Source organism: Ktedonospora formicarum (assembly GCF_016587355.1).
Lineage (GTDB): Bacteria > Chloroflexota > Ktedonobacteria > Ktedonobacterales > Ktedonobacteraceae > Ktedonobacter > Ktedonobacter formicarum.
Map to the genome: position 1 here is coordinate 132,250 of NZ_BNJF01000005.1, position 16,190 is coordinate 148,439.

The following is a 16,190-nucleotide window of genomic DNA, read 5'->3' on the forward strand; positions in this document are numbered from 1 at the left end:
ATAAGGTATATATTATGATATTGTGTATATCATAATATATGATTAGTAACAGAAATTGAAGTAATCCTATTCGCCAGTCTCAGGGCGTAAAGGAGAATAGAAGGTTATGCAAACTCAACCCCAAACGAAACCCACATTGCCAGATAATCTCGAATCCGCGTCCTGTCCCGTTGTGGAGCACACCAACAATCAACAGAAGACCGCCCGAAAGCCAGACTACGCCGCGCCAGCCATTGAATGTGATAGCGAAGGTACCTGGCATATTCGCGACTTCAAAGTCGCGCGTCAGATCTTGCGTGGCAGTAATGCACACCAAGCAGGCTTCAACGCGGAGCTAATCACCAAAGTGCCTGGCATGACCAACACCCCAATCCTTTATCTGGAAGGGAAAGAGCACAATCAGCAACGAAAACATACAGCCCGCTTCTTTGCCCCCAAAGTTGTCAGCGACAACTATCGCCGTTTGATGGAACGGCTGGTAAATGAGATTATCAGCGAAATCGAGCGCAAGCGGCGAGTTGACCTGAGCAAACTCAGCTTAAAACTGGCTGTCCGGGTCGCCGCCGAAGTCGTAGGGCTCACTAATAGCCGTCTCCCCGGCATGGCAAAACGCCTGGAAGCCTTTTTCGAGGGCGATATCAATACATCCAAATGGACGCCTAAGACCCTCATCAACTCCATCCGCGGCCAAATGAATATGGCATCATTCTTCTTTCTGGATGTAAAGCCTGCCATCAAGGCCCGCAAGCGTAAACCCCAGGAAGACGTTATCTCACACCTCGTCACACATGACTATAACAACGTAGAGATTTTAACTGAATGTGTCACCTATGCGGCGGCCGGCATGGCAACAACACGCGAATTTATCAGCGTCGCCACCTGGCACTTCCTGGAGCAGCCCGAATTGCGCCAGCGCTACCTCATCGCCTCTGAGAAAGAGCGCTATGCAATCCTCGAAGAGATCCTCCGCCTAGAACCAGTTGTCAGCCACCTTTATCGACGAGCAAGTAGCGAAATCACATTTGAGCACAATGGAACTAGCTACACAATCCCAGAGGGAGCGAAAATCGACCTCTACATCTATAACACCAACGCAGATAAGGAAATCGTAGGCGAGCAACCCCTCTCCATTTGTCCCGCGCGCGAACTACAAGGCACCAACATACCGCAGGCAATGATGAGTTTCGGCGACGGACACCATCGCTGCCCCGGCTCATATATTGCCATTCAGGAGAGTGACATTTTGCTTCAGCGTCTACTTTCGCTAGACAATCTGCACATCGTCCGTACCCCAGATCTTTCCTGGAGAGACCTGATTAGCAGCTATGAACTCCGCAACTTTGTCATTGCTCTCTAGCCGATGAGGCCCAAAGTCCCACGATAATTGATATCGTGGGACTTCACTTAATTAAAGCGCCGAACTTACGGCAGCGACTTTCCTTCATTTTCAGCTTGTTGTAAGAGATCCCAGAACTCTTGATCGGGACGCCGTATATCATCACCTGGCAACACAACTCCATGGCACCCGCTCTTCTCAGCTCTAGCCTCCACAACCACTTTTCCCTGATAATAGAACTTTAAAGTCCTCCAATCGCCTACCCGAAATTCTTCACAATCTTTACCTTCTGGATAAGAAGGCAAAGCATACATCTGCGTATACAGCTTATGCGACATCTCACCGTCTACCTTCTTAAGAGGTAGTGCAGGCGACTTCTGCTCCACTTGAATAGTCACACTATCCACCTCAACCTCAGGGCTACCTGCCGTTCCCCCATATCCACATCCACAAAAAAACAGTGTCAGTAACGCACAATATCCAACCAGAGCTACAAACCGGTTCCTATATTTATTCATCAACGCTACCCTTACAAAACTATATGAATCCCACAAACCATTTAACAAGCTATACTATATGAATGAGACTCACCTCTCGCAAAAATGGTTTCGTGAAACCTTTTCATACAGATTTAACGTTATTTCCATTACACAAGTTCCTATACTTCGATATGGCCAGCAACTATAGTACTCATAAATTCTCATTGCCCTAACCATTATCCCTTATTAATAATCTCACCACCATCTGCTATTACATGATTCAAAATAATCCACAATTCTGACATCTGTTGCCATCTGACATTTCCCATTTCAAATATGCTCTCTCATCATAACGTTATATGTGCTCCCAAGAATGATCAACCTCTCATGTCGAAGCTTCCTTTTTAAAATGTGGCACTCGCGAAAATACAACACACAACATTTCATCGCATATTTCTGGAAAACATTACGCTAAGTGGTGCATCCACCAAGTAATGGTAAAATAGGAACATCTCAAAAGTGAGGTGTTCCATGCCAAAGATTTTACAAGTACGAGCGATGACTGACGAAGAAAGCAAGATGATAGAGCATTTGAGCCGTTCTAGAACAGCGCCAGCAAGGCAGGTAGAAAGAGCCAAGATAGTGCAATGGGCGAGCGAACAACAGCGTGTTCCCCAGATCGCAACCCGGTTAGGAGTCGCGGAGAATACCGTGCGCAACTGGCTCCATCGCTTTAACGAGGCAGGATTACCTGGACTCTTTGATGAGGACCGAACCGGACGACCGCCAACATATAGTCCCCAGGAGGTCTCAGTCGTGGTGGCGACCGCTCTTACCAAGCCCGATGACCTCGGTTTGCCCTTTGGGCACTGGACCCTAGATCGGCTTGAGGTGTACCTCAATGAGGAAAAAGGGATCGCCATCAAGCGCAGCCGGATCAACGAAATCTTGCAGGCGGAAGGGCTGCGATGGCGCAAAGATGAGCATTGGTTTGGCGAACGGGTTGATCCCGACTTCGCCAAAAAAAGGGGGTCATCACCACCCTCTACACGGTTCCACCAAAGAGGAGCACCGTCGTGAATCTCGATGAAATGGGCCCTGAGTCGGCGAAAAGTTTTCTGGGGAAGAAACTGGTTCATGCTCAGCCCGCTCCAGAGAAGGGCAAGCCCGCCGAGCGGGCCAGCCAGGAGATCGACTATGGACGCCGGGCCAAGGGGTATATCTTTGGTGCCTTTCAACCTGCCACTGGCGAGGCGTTGACGAGGCCCTACGACCGGCGAACGACGGAAAACTGGATCGATTTTCTCAACCAGGTTGAGCAGTGGGTTCCCCAAAGCATCGAACGCATCTACGCGATCTTGGATAATCTGGCAATGCATCGGGCAACCGATGTCCTGCTGTTTGCTTTGCAGTATCCGCGTTGGGAATTCGTCTTCCAGCCGACCTATGCCGCTTACTTGAACCTGATTGAGCCCTGGTGGAAAACGCTGCGTTCCCTGGCGCTCAAAGGGCGGCGCTTCGAGACCTGGGAACAGGTCTGTGATGCTATTGATCGAGCGACAGTTTACTGGAACGCTCATCGTCATCCTTTCGTTTGGGGGCGAAAGCGGCGTCATCGCCCTCGTCGTTCATCTGGGATTGCCATCCCGGCCAATGTCCGTTAATTTGGTGGATGCACCACTAAGTGATCTTAAATGACATCCTCCAATATTCCTTGTGCAACATACTAGAGAATATCTGTCCTATGAGATTATACTTAGCTAGCAGATCTTGGAGAATTAATTCTCTTCTATAATATCCTCATTTATGCATATCTCCACTTATCACATCTTTACTTAGTTATAACACTCTGGTATGCTTTGAAAACTATTGATTATTAGAGAGAGGAAAAATAAGCTCCACAGAGTAAGCGCACTCACATTTATCCACAGGATACTACTAGGCCAAAACACCCATGACACAACCAGAGTAAATGTTCATGCTTACACCAATTTTACATAAAATCAAAAAGCATCTGAAACACTACTAAATCAAGCATTCATGCTTGCAGCAATTTCATGTAAAGCTTAGAAAAAACGTCTATATAAGTGAAGAAGTAATATATGAATTAATGGTCCTGCATACATCTGAGAATGCGATGTAAAGCAGAAGGGAATGGGGCCGTGAGCCTAAAAATAGCGCGACCCGGCCGAAAATGATAAAGGACAAAATTAAATCATGGCATCCGAAATATCTCTTCTTGAGAATATTTGCCTCGCAACTGGCTCTCTTCTACTTTACGCAATCCTTGTGGCATGGGCTTTGCGATCGCCACATCGAGAAGCATGGGCAATGCTAGCAGCATCCACATCCATCGGTATACTTGTCACATTGGATGCCGCTCTGGTTAATGAACCTCAATGGATCATTACACTTCCAGTACTTGTCATTACCTTGCTTTTCGGTGGTTCTGTATTTTCATTTCCTCTGGTGAAGCACTATCACTGGTTCACATCTCAATATGGATGGTTGGGTAGACTCGTCTATGCAATCATTACAATCCTCTTGATACCGGGCATTCTCAATAGCGACAATAGCACATCAACTTACACCATTTTCGGGCAACGGAGCGAAAATTTATGGGATGCGATTATCATCATTGAAGGTGTCTTCTGGCTGCCAATGCTGGTATATGAAGCAATACGCTGGTATCATCACCGCAAACCACATACAAGACTTCTAAAAGATAAGCTACATTAAGAGTAATGGTTTATAACAAAAAGTTAATCGCAAACGCTACTGTTTGAGCACTCCAGGCAAAGAGTAAAGCAAGATTGAAGAAGTCAATGCCCTTCTATCATGCTATGATTTCCACGTTCTTTTTCCTCGGAAAACTACTCTCTAAGTGGTGCATCCACCAAGTAATGGTAAAATAGGAACATCTCAAAAGTGAGGTGTTCCATGCCAAAGATTTTACAAGTACGAGCGATGACTGACGAAGAAAACAAGATGATAGAGCATTTGAGCCGTTCTAGAACAGCGCCAGCAAGGCAGGTAGAAAGAGCCAAGATAGTGCAATGGGCGAGCGAACAACAGCGTGTTCCCCAGATCGCAACCCGGTTAGGAGTCGCGGAGAATACCGTGCGCAACTGGCTCCATCGCTTTAACGAGGCAGGATTACCTGGACTCTTTGATGAGGACCGAACCGGGCGACCGCCAACATATAGTCCCCAGGAGGTCTCAGTCGTGGTGGCGACCGCTCTTACCAAGCCCGATGACCTCGGTTTGCCCTTTGGGCACTGGACCCTAGATCGGCTTGAGGTGTACCTCAATGAGGAAAAAGGGATCGCCATCAAGCGCAGCCGGATCAACGAAATCTTGCAGGCGGAAGGGCTGCGATGGCGCAAAGATGAGCATTGGTTTGGCGAACGGGTTGATCCCGACTTCGCCAAAAAAAGGGGGTCATCACCACCCTCTACACGGTTCCACCAAAGAGGAGCACCGTCGTGAATCTCGATGAAATGGGCCCTGAGTCGGCGAAAAGTTTTCTGGGGAAGAAACTGGTTCATGCTCAGCCCGCTCCAGAGAAGGGCAAGCCCGCCGAGCGGGCCAGCCAGGAGATCGACTATGGACGCCGGGCCAAGGGGTATATCTTTGGTGCCTTTCAACCTGCCACTGGCGAGGCGTTGACGAGGCCCTACGACCGGCGAACGACGGAAAACTGGATCGATTTTCTCAACCAGGTTGAGCAGTGGGTTCCCCAAAGCATCGAACGCATCTACGCGATCTTGGATAATCTGGCAATGCATCGGGCAACCGATGTCCTGCTGTTTGCTTTGCAGTATCCGCGTTGGGAATTCGTCTTCCAGCCGACCTATGCCGCTTACTTGAACCTGATTGAGCCCTGGTGGAAAACGCTGCGTTCCCTGGCGCTCAAAGGGCGGCGCTTCGAGACCTGGGAACAGGTCTGTGATGCTATTGATCGAGCGACAGTTTACTGGAACGCTCATCGTCATCCTTTCGTTTGGGGGCGAAAGCGGCGTCATCGCCCTCGTCGTTCATCTGGGATTGCCATCCCGGCCAATGTCCGTTAATTTGGTGGATGCACCACTAAGGCTAGGAGTAAAACTCATGACCCAACCTCTATCACCTCTTGTCACATTTTATAGACAAGGCTGGGAAAATCATCATCAAGCCCTCATCGCAAGTATCACACCACTTACACAAGAACAACTATCGCTTCCTGTTGCGCCACATCACACATCAATTGGTGAGCTTCTCGCCCATATGGTTGATGCACGCATCTCATGGTTCCACGGATGGATGGGTGAATCGAACAAGGCTATGATCCACTGGCATGAAGAGCGACTCCGAAACACGCTTACAACCTATGAAGCTACAGAACTGGCTGCCAGCTTTGAGGAAAGCTGGCAAGTGATATCATCAGCCATGGAACGCTGGAATTTCGCTGATCTAGAACGTGTTTTCCCTGCCGCTCATCAAGCATGGCTACAATCCCAAGGATTTGAAGAAGAGCCTGCACATACCAGGCAATGGATTGTCTGGCATGTCCTCGAACATGAAATACATCATGGAGGAGAGCTTTCTCTGGCCCTGGGAACTCATGGTCTGGAAAGTTTCTATACCTGGTAAATCCTATCCTTGCATAGGTCAACCAATGGCCTTTTTTTCGCGTTGAAACGGCCATCAAGGCTTTTTATTTTGCAAAAGCTCTCTCAATGCGGAAAATCGATCTCTTGACCTCTGAAGAGCCTCAGGTGGCTCAAAAAGGCTCAGGCAGGTACGCATATCTTTACTCCTCCTTAACCAATCCTGAGACGAATAGAGAAAGGTTTGTCGTACTTTACTCGAAACAGTCGCATCAAGTAAGAGGGCATAACGCGTTTTTGCTTCATCCATAGGAACGATAAACTTTTTACAAACAACCATCCGTTGATCATCACGAAGCAGTTTGTAGAGCGTGATGGCATCATTCCAGGACATGCCTGCTTGAGAACTATCTAAGTTAATATGCAATGATGGAACTTTTACAGCCTGAAGAGCTGAGGATTTGATCTCTTTTTTTTGATAATTAGTTACTGAACTCGTAGAACCTCCAGAATGAGTTGGTGGATATTTAAGCGCTTCTAGCATTTGACCATAAGGCAAAGCACTATACTGGCGGACGAGTTGTTGCGCATCCTCGGGAATAGTAGCATGATATTCCTTGCTACGTGCCAGGAAGAAAGCTGGCGGATTATGCAAAGTTCCCCCTTGCAGCTTACAGCTAAGGGTTTTTAGTAATGCAGCCATTAGAGCCTCTGGCTGTGAATAATGCTTGACATGATCAACATAAATTCCCCATTTTGAACGATCCTCCTCCAGAATTGTTCCCAAGAGAGCAGCCAGATCTTGCAGATTCTTAACGTTAACGTTATTTAAAAAATTATTAATAATATTCTTAACGTTAACGTTAGTAAGATCACTAAAGTCTACCCTTTGAGGTTGAAAAGTCTTCTTAGGGGTTAAAAAGTCTACCGTTTGAGAAAAGTCGCCTCTCTGTGTGGTTGTATTGCCAGAAAAAGTCGACTCTTGAGTATTAAAGTCGTCGTTTATCAGTGATGGGCGACTTTTTTGAGCTTGTTCTTGTTCAGAAAAGTCGCCCTGCGCTGGGGAAAAGTCGTCTACACGTTCAAGATACTTTTCTGAAAGAGTATTATCCCTGTCCAAAAAGTCTTCCCTTTTAGAAGGGAGGTCAACTTTTTTCTGAATTAGTAAGGCATTAAAGTCGACCGGGTTGGGTCGACTTTTTGGCGCTTCTCTTTTAGAAGGAGAAGAGTCTACCTCTTCAACCAAAAAGTCGACTTTTTGAGGCTGCACAATAGAGTGTTGGTTACTGCTACGCTCCAAAAAGTCTACACTTGTTTCTTGCAAAGGAAGACTTTTTGAAGTGAAAGGTTCCAAAGTCAAGTCCTTCGGTTGGCTGGACGGCAGGTATTCGTTATGTATAATGGGTCGACTTTCGAAAGAAGAGTCTACTCTTCTGGGTAGCATATCTGGCAGCACACGATGGATCAACTGTGCAATTTGTAAGAGCAAGCTCTGATGTTTTTTTGAGTCTACCCCTTCCTGCTGGAGAAGTAGACGAATTCCTTGCAACATAGGCTGTAGTTCAGCAGGTATCCCTATATTCTCAAAGAGGGATAGGGGTTGTCTAAAATGAAGCAAAAAGCGACTTTTTACCTGCTGAGCACTTTGGCGAACTTTGGGACGATATTCAGCGATAAGCAGATCTAGGGCTGACAGTGACTCTGGAGGATTATAGCTATCTAAAGGGAAATAGAGTTCTACCTGGCGCTGTCTTCTCCCTTTAATAAAAATTCCCAGGGCGCAGAAAAGAACGACATATTTATTTGTCGTATCATAACTCCAGCCAATTAGTTTGCTTAACGCCCGAATATTTTTAACGGTTATAACAGCCACATTTTTCTTTTCTCCTTGAGCGAAGTTTGGCAAGGAAAGTTGCTTAACATTTGCATAGCGTAGTACAAGACCCAGAAACTCTATACCATTCATAGGCGATGGAAAGAGCTTCTGTACTGCCTCTAAGATAGAATGATGAACTCGCTCTTGGGGAATTCCTAGTTGCCTTGCGATTTCGTGACCTGTATTGTTTTCATATGGTTTTTGCCCATTGGATATGTTCATTATGTATCCCCACTCTCTACCAGATTTTTGAGAAAAATTCTGAGGGATACGTCTCGCTAGAGCTCTTGTTTGTGCGCAGTAACGCTGTCTATATGCTTCTTAATGAGTCCTGCGCCCTTGACAAAAGCCTACCAGTGACATATGCTAAATCTCAGTGATGGGGTGACATATGCTAAATCTCAATTAACATAAGTCTCCCTGAGCATGGTAACTGGTATGTATCCCACATCCGCTACCATGGTTGGGCCGGTCTTCCAGAGCTGTTGGCAATATAGGATCTGGAGGACTGGCATTTTTTTTCCTCAGATACTTCACTCAGTTGTCACTTAGAATTCTCAGCTGCCAAAAGTGGCATAGAGTGCCCCGGCGTTTTTTGTAACAACTGTACCTCTAGTATCAACGGTTATGGCACAAAATTCAATATGTATTTTTGCTACTGCACCAACGTTTTTTTATCCAAATTGGCTTCTAGAGCGGATTCACCATTCTAGAACGCGCACAATAACGTAGCGGTTCGCGCATGATAACGTAGCGTACCCAAGTAGTACAATTAGTTCTTTTGGCTTAATCCTTGAAAAGGAACTCAAATCACGCTCAATATGGGGTTACCTCGCCAATTATCCATCAATTTATTACGCCGAATAACGTAGCAATGCCATAAATCAACGATGCATTAGCGAATTCTACATAATAGAAAATGCAATGATTTTTTACGCGCATGATAACGTAGCCTTGGGAAATAGTGATTTGTTTAAGAGGTAAGGGTGGTGACAGGTCAATAAGGTAAGGATCTGCAGGCCTCAAGAGAAAACTAAATAATATAGAGAGGTGTCCATTGTATGGAGAACGCTCACGTAGCTTAGTAATTGAAAGGGCGTGACGAGCATTTTACCATGTGGGTAGCTTTGAAACTAACTCTCGTTGAGATCAATCTATAGCGCAGAGAACGCAACGATAGTGAAACGCGCACGATAACGTAGCGGCATGTGCAAATGCAAGTTACTAATTTTAGGCTTTGTAAGTCGTTTATGTGCGATAGAGGAAGAAAGAGGGCTTATCTTTTAATTGAAGAAAAACATTAGCAAGATAGACTCAGCCCGCTATCGCAACTGAGAGGGCTGAGTCTCATCGGTGCAAGCCTTGTTAATTAGCCTCTGGTAAGTATTGGTTTGGAAGCGCGGGTGCGGCTGTGATCCATAGGCGATACTGAAGCCAGGTAGGGAGCCATTTACGCTTGGGAAGTGGAGGATTATCTTGCACATATCCCCATTGAGAAACCAAAAGATCAGCCTCTAAGCGATCCATTGCCTTCTCAAAGCGTTTCCGTGTTCGATCAGGATCGCGCTGGTTGATAGGTAAAGTAAGTTCCTCGATAAGTTTGCCAACCTCTCGCTCAATAGTAACACCACCTTTCGCTGCATTAATGCGCATATGAAAGGTAAAGTACCGTGCGAGCCGTTTTTCCCATGTCTCATGATATGGGTCATAGCTAAGCACCTGTTGTAGGAGCCAGGCGACTTGGCGATTTGCTCCCTGAAGAAATGGCTCAACCCAGCTCCCGACCTGGTAGCGCCAGGCGATAGCGATACTATTTTGAGGTGATTGCTCTGAAATACTTTTCCCGCTACCTGCCTGTAACTCATGCTGACGAATAATGTCAGTCACGTTAATTAATCGACTCTCACGGGTATAGAGATAGGTTTTTGGTTCTTTTTTTGTACGTGATCGACGACCTGGACGTTCGCGATCATCTTCAATCCACTGCTCAACGCGAATCCAAGTATTGCTCATACGACTGACACAAGAGGCAACATCTGCTAAATCTTCCTGCCTGTGTCCTGCGCGCCTGAGTTTCCCCTCTTCTCTTTTCATAATAGGAGAGATTCCTCGGTAATCGAGAATAAGTTTACCTGTAATCCAGACACCATCTTTTTCGTCGTGTGGTGCTGCTATAGCCTGAGCAAGCATTGCAATGAGAACGTCGCCATCAATATCAGAGAGCTGTCGAACCTGAGACCAAAGTGACTGAATGGTCGCATTGTCGAGTTGAGTGCTAGGATCGCTCGGACGAAATTCTACATGGGTAGTTCCATTTTCCTTGTTATATACAAAAGTGGGCACGCTCTTAACCGTATTCCATCCTTCTGCCCCTGCCTGAGCATTGCTATAGGCAGCTAGAACGGCTTGCACTGGTTGAGGTGCTGGTATAATTGTGCCTTTGCCAACTACATAAGGGGTTTCGGGGAGAGTGCGTATGGGTAACGCCGTCGATGGACGAGGAGCGAGTCCCTGATATGATTTCCAATAAAGCTCCGCAAGTTTTTGGGTGAGTTGATGGAGTTTGAGGTAACGTTCCTGGCGTACAGCTAATTGATAGGATTTGAGGAGACGCTTTTTAAAGCGTTTATGGCTACGGCTCGTACGAGCATCTACTTCAAGCTGTGTTATTTCACGGAGCATCTGTTGCTGAATCGCCAGCCCTTCCTCTCCTAGTTGTTGAAGGCGATACGGACGCCATCCACCAGCTGTTGAATCTGCCACCAAAGCCACTTCGCCAAATTGAACTGAGGCGAGGGTATCTCCTACAAGGAGCGGCATTGAGGGTAGCTCTCCTGACTCTTCCTGTTGTGTTGGAATTGGGGAAGAGGTTTCCATGCTCTGTAAGTGTTCTGGTAGATAAAAGGCGAGAACTACAGGTGTTGAACTTGCATATGCGAGGTCTTCTTGTTGCACCCACGCTTCAACAGAGTCATCGGAATCATTCTGCACATATTTAATTTCTGCAAGCTGGCCGAGAAGTGTTAGGAAGAGCGTATGTTGTTGTTCAGGATCAATTGAGATCCACTTTTCCGCCTCTAGTTGTTCAGCATCTTCTTGTGTTGGAACAATAGGGGGATGCCAATACCAAATTTTTTGATTAGTATCGGGGTCGGTACCCCATATTGTCCACATACCTGTAATCAAATTTCCATTCCTCCGCTGTCATTGATTGTGTCGCCAATATCTCTATCGTCTCTTTGCTATAATCTCAAGAATTAATGTGATGATAAAAATAGAAGTGAATCTCCTACCCTTTGACGAATATGGTGATATCCGATGATCGCCTGATTGCATTTAATGTGATTTAGCAAAGAATTTCTGCCAGTGACTTTATAACGATGAAGTGCACACGATCCCCATAATTTAGGTATATGGCTCTAAGCAGCACAATTGCTAGTGGAACCAGAGCTAGCTTCCGTAGATTGTGAGATATCCTGAGCCATGGCCTATTTACTCATTGAATCATTGAGGCGCGAGAACGCACATCATATTGCTAGTGAGCGATATCCTCTGTACCTTATAATATCATATGAAAAACATGCATTTTTTCCGCCTAATTTTGTCGCTAGATATCCTATCTACTGTTAAAAGAAAAAGGCAACCTAAGTCAATTGAGTAAAAGTTTGTAATAATTTTGCTTCTCCAAATGATCTATGGTGGGCAGTCGATCAGCTGGCATATATCAATCAATAGCCAACCTCCTGCTGATTCAAATTGGCTGAAGCTAAATATCTATAAATGGCTTATAACTACGTTTTATAAACTTACAAATATTTTCATCGTAACCTTTGTGTGAGTATAGGATAATCTAATTTTGATTTGGTTATAAATAACGCTTTTAGCTTCCGCTTTTTTTATTAATGGATGTATATAAAAATAAGACCATTTTCAGTCAAAGGGTACAGCCCCACTAACCGGTGAACGTGCTCAAGCGAGCTTGCGGGGACGCCCTCGCGGTCGCTTGGGCACCGTTGGATCAGGCAACGGGCGTGAGCGAGGACGTCCCCGCCGTTTCGGCTCAACCCAAGGTGCTGGAGCAATCTTGAAGGTCAACACCTCGCCAATGCCCCAGATATGATTGGTGAGGCCTGACGCCATCGCTGGCGTACAAGGAAACCCGAAATGCTTGGCCGAACTCAATTCGTGGTGTGCAAAGCACAAATTGTAGGTGCAGCCGAGCAGATACATGCCCGTTTCCAGCGCGTGTACACGATGGGCCGCATGGCGACATTTACGCGTGAGGCTCGCGAGCCGTTCGCGCATGGTCCCATTGAAGCGCTCGATAAAAGCGGTGTTGAGCACCGTTCCGCCTCGTGACTGCTGTAACAGCTTTTCGGCTGAAGACAGCAGACCTTGTGTCATTCTCCGCGTGATTTCCACTACACGCTTTTTCTCCGTGCGCTTGATGACCGTTGCAATCACGATGTCAGGCCACGGCATCAAGCATGCTCTTCCTTTGCCTGCGGTCTTTTTCACCTTTTCACGGAAAGCTCGACGAATGCTGCCCGGATACGATGCCCATCCATCCGTGCAGACCAGTAGCGTCCGCAACGATTGGCTGCACGCTCGCACCTGCCGCAGAAGGCAATCAGCGAGCTGGTTATCGCGCCTTCGGCTCACTACCCCAGCCAGCCACAGACGCGTTGAGACCATCATCGCTAACCCCATCCAGGCAACCATTTGACGCCCTTTCACCCGGATCTCATCGGCCTGCACATGCACTAGATCAAGCTGTCCTTGCTGCACGATCGCCTCATGGACCTGCTTGCAGTGCTCGCCTGCTCGATCACGCCAACTGGCGACGGTGCGTTCGTCTAACCCAAACGCCTGCACAATGGCCTGGACCGGACAACCATAGGCCACTAACGTCATCACAATGATCACCAGGCTCGCTGGCCTGCGTAGGCCTTCCAGCATCGTCCCTTTGCGGGCACTAAAGGTCTTTCGACACATCTGACATCGATATCGTGGTCGCTTGCGTCCATGAATACTGATGTTTCCTGCCCCTTTTTTGCCTCTTGCGCAACACATCTCGTTCGGGCAAAATTGAGAGGATGCGTCCATTGGCTCTGTACTTTTTTGCATAAGCGCAGCATCTCTTTGGACGCTGCTTTTTTCAAGCTTTCCTGACCTTTTCACCAGTTAGCGCAGTGCTACCAGTCAAAGATGAGGCGATTATCTATTAGATTAAATCTTATTATTTTCTGGCAACTGTTATAAAGTCTTGTATACGTTCTAATATCAGAATTATTATAAGCTTCAGATAGAAGAACATGAAATGGCTACACAAAGCCACAGAGGGCTTCTTCAGTCTTGTATTGTCTATAGCTCTGACAAAGAGTCATAATTACGAAATTGTTTTGGAATCTGTTGGCATAGCTCCTTCTATCAAATAGAAGTGTGATTGGATGGGTCTATTTCACCGTGAAATAGATGTTTCGACATATCTGTTGCTTGGTAAATCGCCTGACTTATTGCCAAAATGGTTTCATGAAACCATTTTGGTTGTGCGGGAAGATAAACTGCTGAAATTCTACAGTGGAAGCATTGCAAGTCGAAATGGCTAATGGTATGATGAACCCAAGTAAAATTGGAGGTGGTGGTGGTGAGGAAACAGAAAAAGGTTGTTAAGGCATTTTGTTTTGAGATTGGCTTACGCAGTGGGAAGGATGTGCGTATGAGTGAGCAGAAGCAAACAGAAGCTATTGTTTTATCGGCTGTTAACGAGAAGGGTGGCGTAACCAAGACGACATCAACTGCAAATCTCGCGGTAATGCTATCTCGTCTAGGGTTTCGTGTACTAGCAATAGATGGAGATCCACAAGGGCACTTAACGTTTACCTTTGGATATGAACGTAACACGTTAGAACGTACTTTATATGAAGTCTTACTGGGAAAAGTAGAGTTAAGAGATACTGTCTTGCCTACTTTTATTGATCCTACAACACTGGCCTTTTTTGATCCAGGCTCCAACACAACCCGTGGTGAGCTTGTGAGGGGTCCAGACCTGGTTCCAATTAATATGCGTGCTAGTGCTGCGGATGGTGAGTTGAGAGGGAAACTTACCTGGCCTGTGTTATTACGTCGATCCCTGGCGCCGCTTGTGAAAGAGTACGACTATATTCTGATTGATACTAACCCCTCACTTGGGGTTTTAACAGTCAATGCGCTTTGTGCTTCTCAATCTATTTTTATTCCGCTTGTTCCTGAGGTCTTATCGGTACAAGGACTAGGGGACTTACTCCAAGTTGTACATCAGGTTAAAGATGATTCACTTAACCCACAACTGACAATTGCAGGTGTGGCATTTACAAAAGTCCAGAAATACAAAGGGCACCAGGAGATCATATCCACTCTTCGCGGTGATTTATCACATGAATTAGGGATTACTTGCTTCAATACAGCTTTGCGACAAAGTGCTGTTTTTACTAACGCAGCTAACCGAAGATCTGTAGTTGTGATTAGTGACCCTTATAGCGAGCATGCAAAAGACTACTGGCGCTTATTGGAAGAACTGCTCCAATCTGTTGGTGGACCAGCGCTTGAACCTGTTGAGCGAGTGGTACAAGCCATCCATTCAGATGCGAATGTCCCGCAATAGTTGATGCAGGCTGATTCCTGTTTTGAGAAATACATTGTTAAGTGTTAGGAGGACGATGTGCCAGGGAAACCTAAAAAGTCGATGTTAGATGTTGGCTATCTAAGGACTGCAACAACGACCGGTCTCGCTTCGAGTATAATTGCTTCAAAGGCACATGAAGAAGAGCAACGCCTGATCCATGAGAAACAACCCCAGCAAATTGATATAGATTTGCTGTTCGACAATCCATTTCAACCGCGTGTTGCGATGGAGGAAGAGAGCTTACAACAGCTCTCCGATACGATTGCTAGCCATGGATTTCAAGGTGTTTTGGTGGCGCGTGCTCACCCTCAGCGCCCTGGAACATATCAGTTAACAGCTGGCCACCGCCGCCGCGAAGCTGCAAAGCGGGCTGGCCTAAAAACTCTACCTGTGATTGTCCATAATTGGACTGACCAGGATATGGCTACATTGGCCGCCACAGAAAATATTCAGCGCGAAGATCTTTCTCCATTGGAAGAAGGCAAACTCTTCCAAATTATGATCGATCAAATGAATCTAACTCAATTAGAGGTTGCTGCTGCCATCAAAAAAGATCGTGGATATGTGCGTAATCGCCTTCGCTTGGCAAAGGCGCCTTCGGATATCCAGGCGTTTATTGAGATGAAGACTGATAGCATGCGTGCGGTGATTTACTTGCTGGACATCGAGGACCAATCAGAGCGAGCCCAGGTTATTGATCAGCTACTCAATAAAAAGCTTACAACTGAGGATTTACCAGGCTATATAGAAGAGCTGAAGCGTCGCAAACGCGAAGGCTTGCAGAGCAACCAGGATACTGATATAACTCAAAGCACAAATACAACCTATGCCGAAACTGCTAGTGTCTCGGTAAATGAAACAAATCTCTCTTCTAAGAGCCCTTCAAATTTGAGGAGAGTTGGTGTACCTTCTGAGGAAGAGCAACAGGATTATTCTAAAGGTTCATCAATGTCTCAGGCTCGATTACGCAAGACGAAGCTGAAGACAATAATGCGATATCTTGCAGATTATCAGCGCCTACTTGATGATGCAAATGTCGAAGAGGATGTGTTTGAAGATGAGCGGGAACTGTTAATTCAGGTTCGCAATACTGTTCAGCAGTTAGCAGATACTCTGAATTGATCCATGACGAGAAGATAGACGGAAGACGTCATGTCTCTACCTGAAAAAAACTAAAATCTGTGACACCTCTTAATTTGAGAGAAGAGTTCAACGAAGATTGAGCTGTCAAACGAAACCTCCAAGC

The 16,190-nt window shown here is 46.2% G+C and carries 13 protein-coding genes; 9 read left to right on the top strand and 4 right to left on the bottom strand.

Annotated elements, in window-relative coordinates:
- Positions 1 to 106: 106 nt before the first annotated feature.
- Positions 107 to 1,357: a cytochrome P450 gene (locus K3T82_RS36840; RefSeq protein WP_220198500.1), complete on the top strand. Its 1,251-nt coding sequence runs from the start codon at positions 107 to 109 to the stop codon at positions 1,355 to 1,357.
- A 65-nt stretch (positions 1,358 to 1,422) separates the two neighbouring features.
- Here K3T82_RS36840 and K3T82_RS36845 read toward each other — a convergent pair whose 3' ends face one another.
- Positions 1,423 to 1,854, bottom strand: coding sequence for a hypothetical protein (locus tag K3T82_RS36845; RefSeq protein ID WP_220198501.1), 432 nt, complete (start codon positions 1,852 to 1,854; stop codon positions 1,423 to 1,425).
- Between the two features lie 492 nt (positions 1,855 to 2,346).
- On the opposite strand from K3T82_RS36845, the gene K3T82_RS36850 reads away from it, so the two are divergent.
- The 6 genes from K3T82_RS36850 to K3T82_RS36875 all read left to right on the top strand — a co-directional run bounded on the left by K3T82_RS36850 (position 2,347) and on the right by K3T82_RS36875 (position 6,447).
- Positions 2,347 to 2,895, top strand: coding sequence for a helix-turn-helix domain-containing protein (locus K3T82_RS36850; RefSeq protein ID WP_220192431.1), 549 nt, complete (start codon positions 2,347 to 2,349; stop codon positions 2,893 to 2,895).
- Positions 2,892 to 3,479, top strand: a complete 588-nt coding sequence (locus tag K3T82_RS36855) for a transposase (protein WP_220198502.1) — start codon at positions 2,892 to 2,894, stop codon at positions 3,477 to 3,479. Before K3T82_RS36850 ends, K3T82_RS36855 begins: the two co-directional genes overlap by 4 nt.
- A 667-nt stretch (positions 3,480 to 4,146) precedes the next feature.
- A complete protein-coding gene (locus K3T82_RS36860) occupies positions 4,147 to 4,554 on the top strand; it encodes a hypothetical protein (RefSeq protein WP_220198503.1) in 408 nt (135 codons plus the stop codon).
- A gap of 201 nt (positions 4,555 to 4,755) precedes the next feature.
- Positions 4,756 to 5,304, top strand: a complete 549-nt coding sequence (locus K3T82_RS36865; RefSeq protein WP_220198504.1) for a helix-turn-helix domain-containing protein — start codon at positions 4,756 to 4,758, stop codon at positions 5,302 to 5,304.
- On the top strand, positions 5,301 to 5,888 hold the full coding sequence (locus K3T82_RS36870; RefSeq protein ID WP_220198502.1) for a transposase: 588 nt from the start codon (positions 5,301 to 5,303) through the stop codon (positions 5,886 to 5,888). Before K3T82_RS36865 ends, K3T82_RS36870 begins: the two co-directional genes overlap by 4 nt.
- A 37-nt stretch (positions 5,889 to 5,925) precedes the next feature.
- Entirely contained in the window at positions 5,926 to 6,447 is a 522-nt protein-coding gene (locus K3T82_RS36875) for a DinB family protein (RefSeq protein WP_220198505.1), read from the top strand.
- Positions 6,448 to 6,501: 54 nt separating this feature from the next.
- Here K3T82_RS36875 and K3T82_RS36880 read toward each other — a convergent pair whose 3' ends face one another.
- From K3T82_RS36880 to K3T82_RS36890, 3 genes are all read right to left on the bottom strand, one after another.
- A complete protein-coding gene (locus tag K3T82_RS36880; protein ID WP_220198506.1) occupies positions 6,502 to 8,502 on the bottom strand; it encodes a hypothetical protein in 2,001 nt (666 codons plus the stop codon).
- Between the two features lie 1,143 nt (positions 8,503 to 9,645).
- A complete protein-coding gene (locus tag K3T82_RS36885; RefSeq protein ID WP_220198507.1) occupies positions 9,646 to 11,454 on the bottom strand; it encodes a hypothetical protein in 1,809 nt (602 codons plus the stop codon).
- Positions 11,455 to 12,249: 795 nt separating this feature from the next.
- The gene (locus K3T82_RS36890) at positions 12,250 to 13,407 is read right to left on the bottom strand and encodes a hypothetical protein (protein WP_220196968.1); all 1,158 of its coding nucleotides are present in this window, start codon (positions 13,405 to 13,407) and stop codon (positions 12,250 to 12,252) included.
- A 592-nt stretch (positions 13,408 to 13,999) separates the two neighbouring features.
- Between K3T82_RS36890 and K3T82_RS36895 the strand changes: the two genes are divergently transcribed.
- Both K3T82_RS36895 and K3T82_RS36900 read left to right on the top strand, forming a co-directional pair.
- A complete protein-coding gene (locus K3T82_RS36895) occupies positions 14,000 to 14,923 on the top strand; it encodes a ParA family protein (RefSeq protein WP_220198508.1) in 924 nt (307 codons plus the stop codon).
- Positions 14,924 to 15,004: 81 nt separating this feature from the next.
- Complete coding sequence (locus K3T82_RS36900; RefSeq protein ID WP_220198509.1) at positions 15,005 to 16,066, top strand: ParB/RepB/Spo0J family partition protein; 1,062 nt, start codon at positions 15,005 to 15,007, stop codon at positions 16,064 to 16,066.
- Positions 16,067 to 16,190 lie beyond the last annotated feature (124 nt).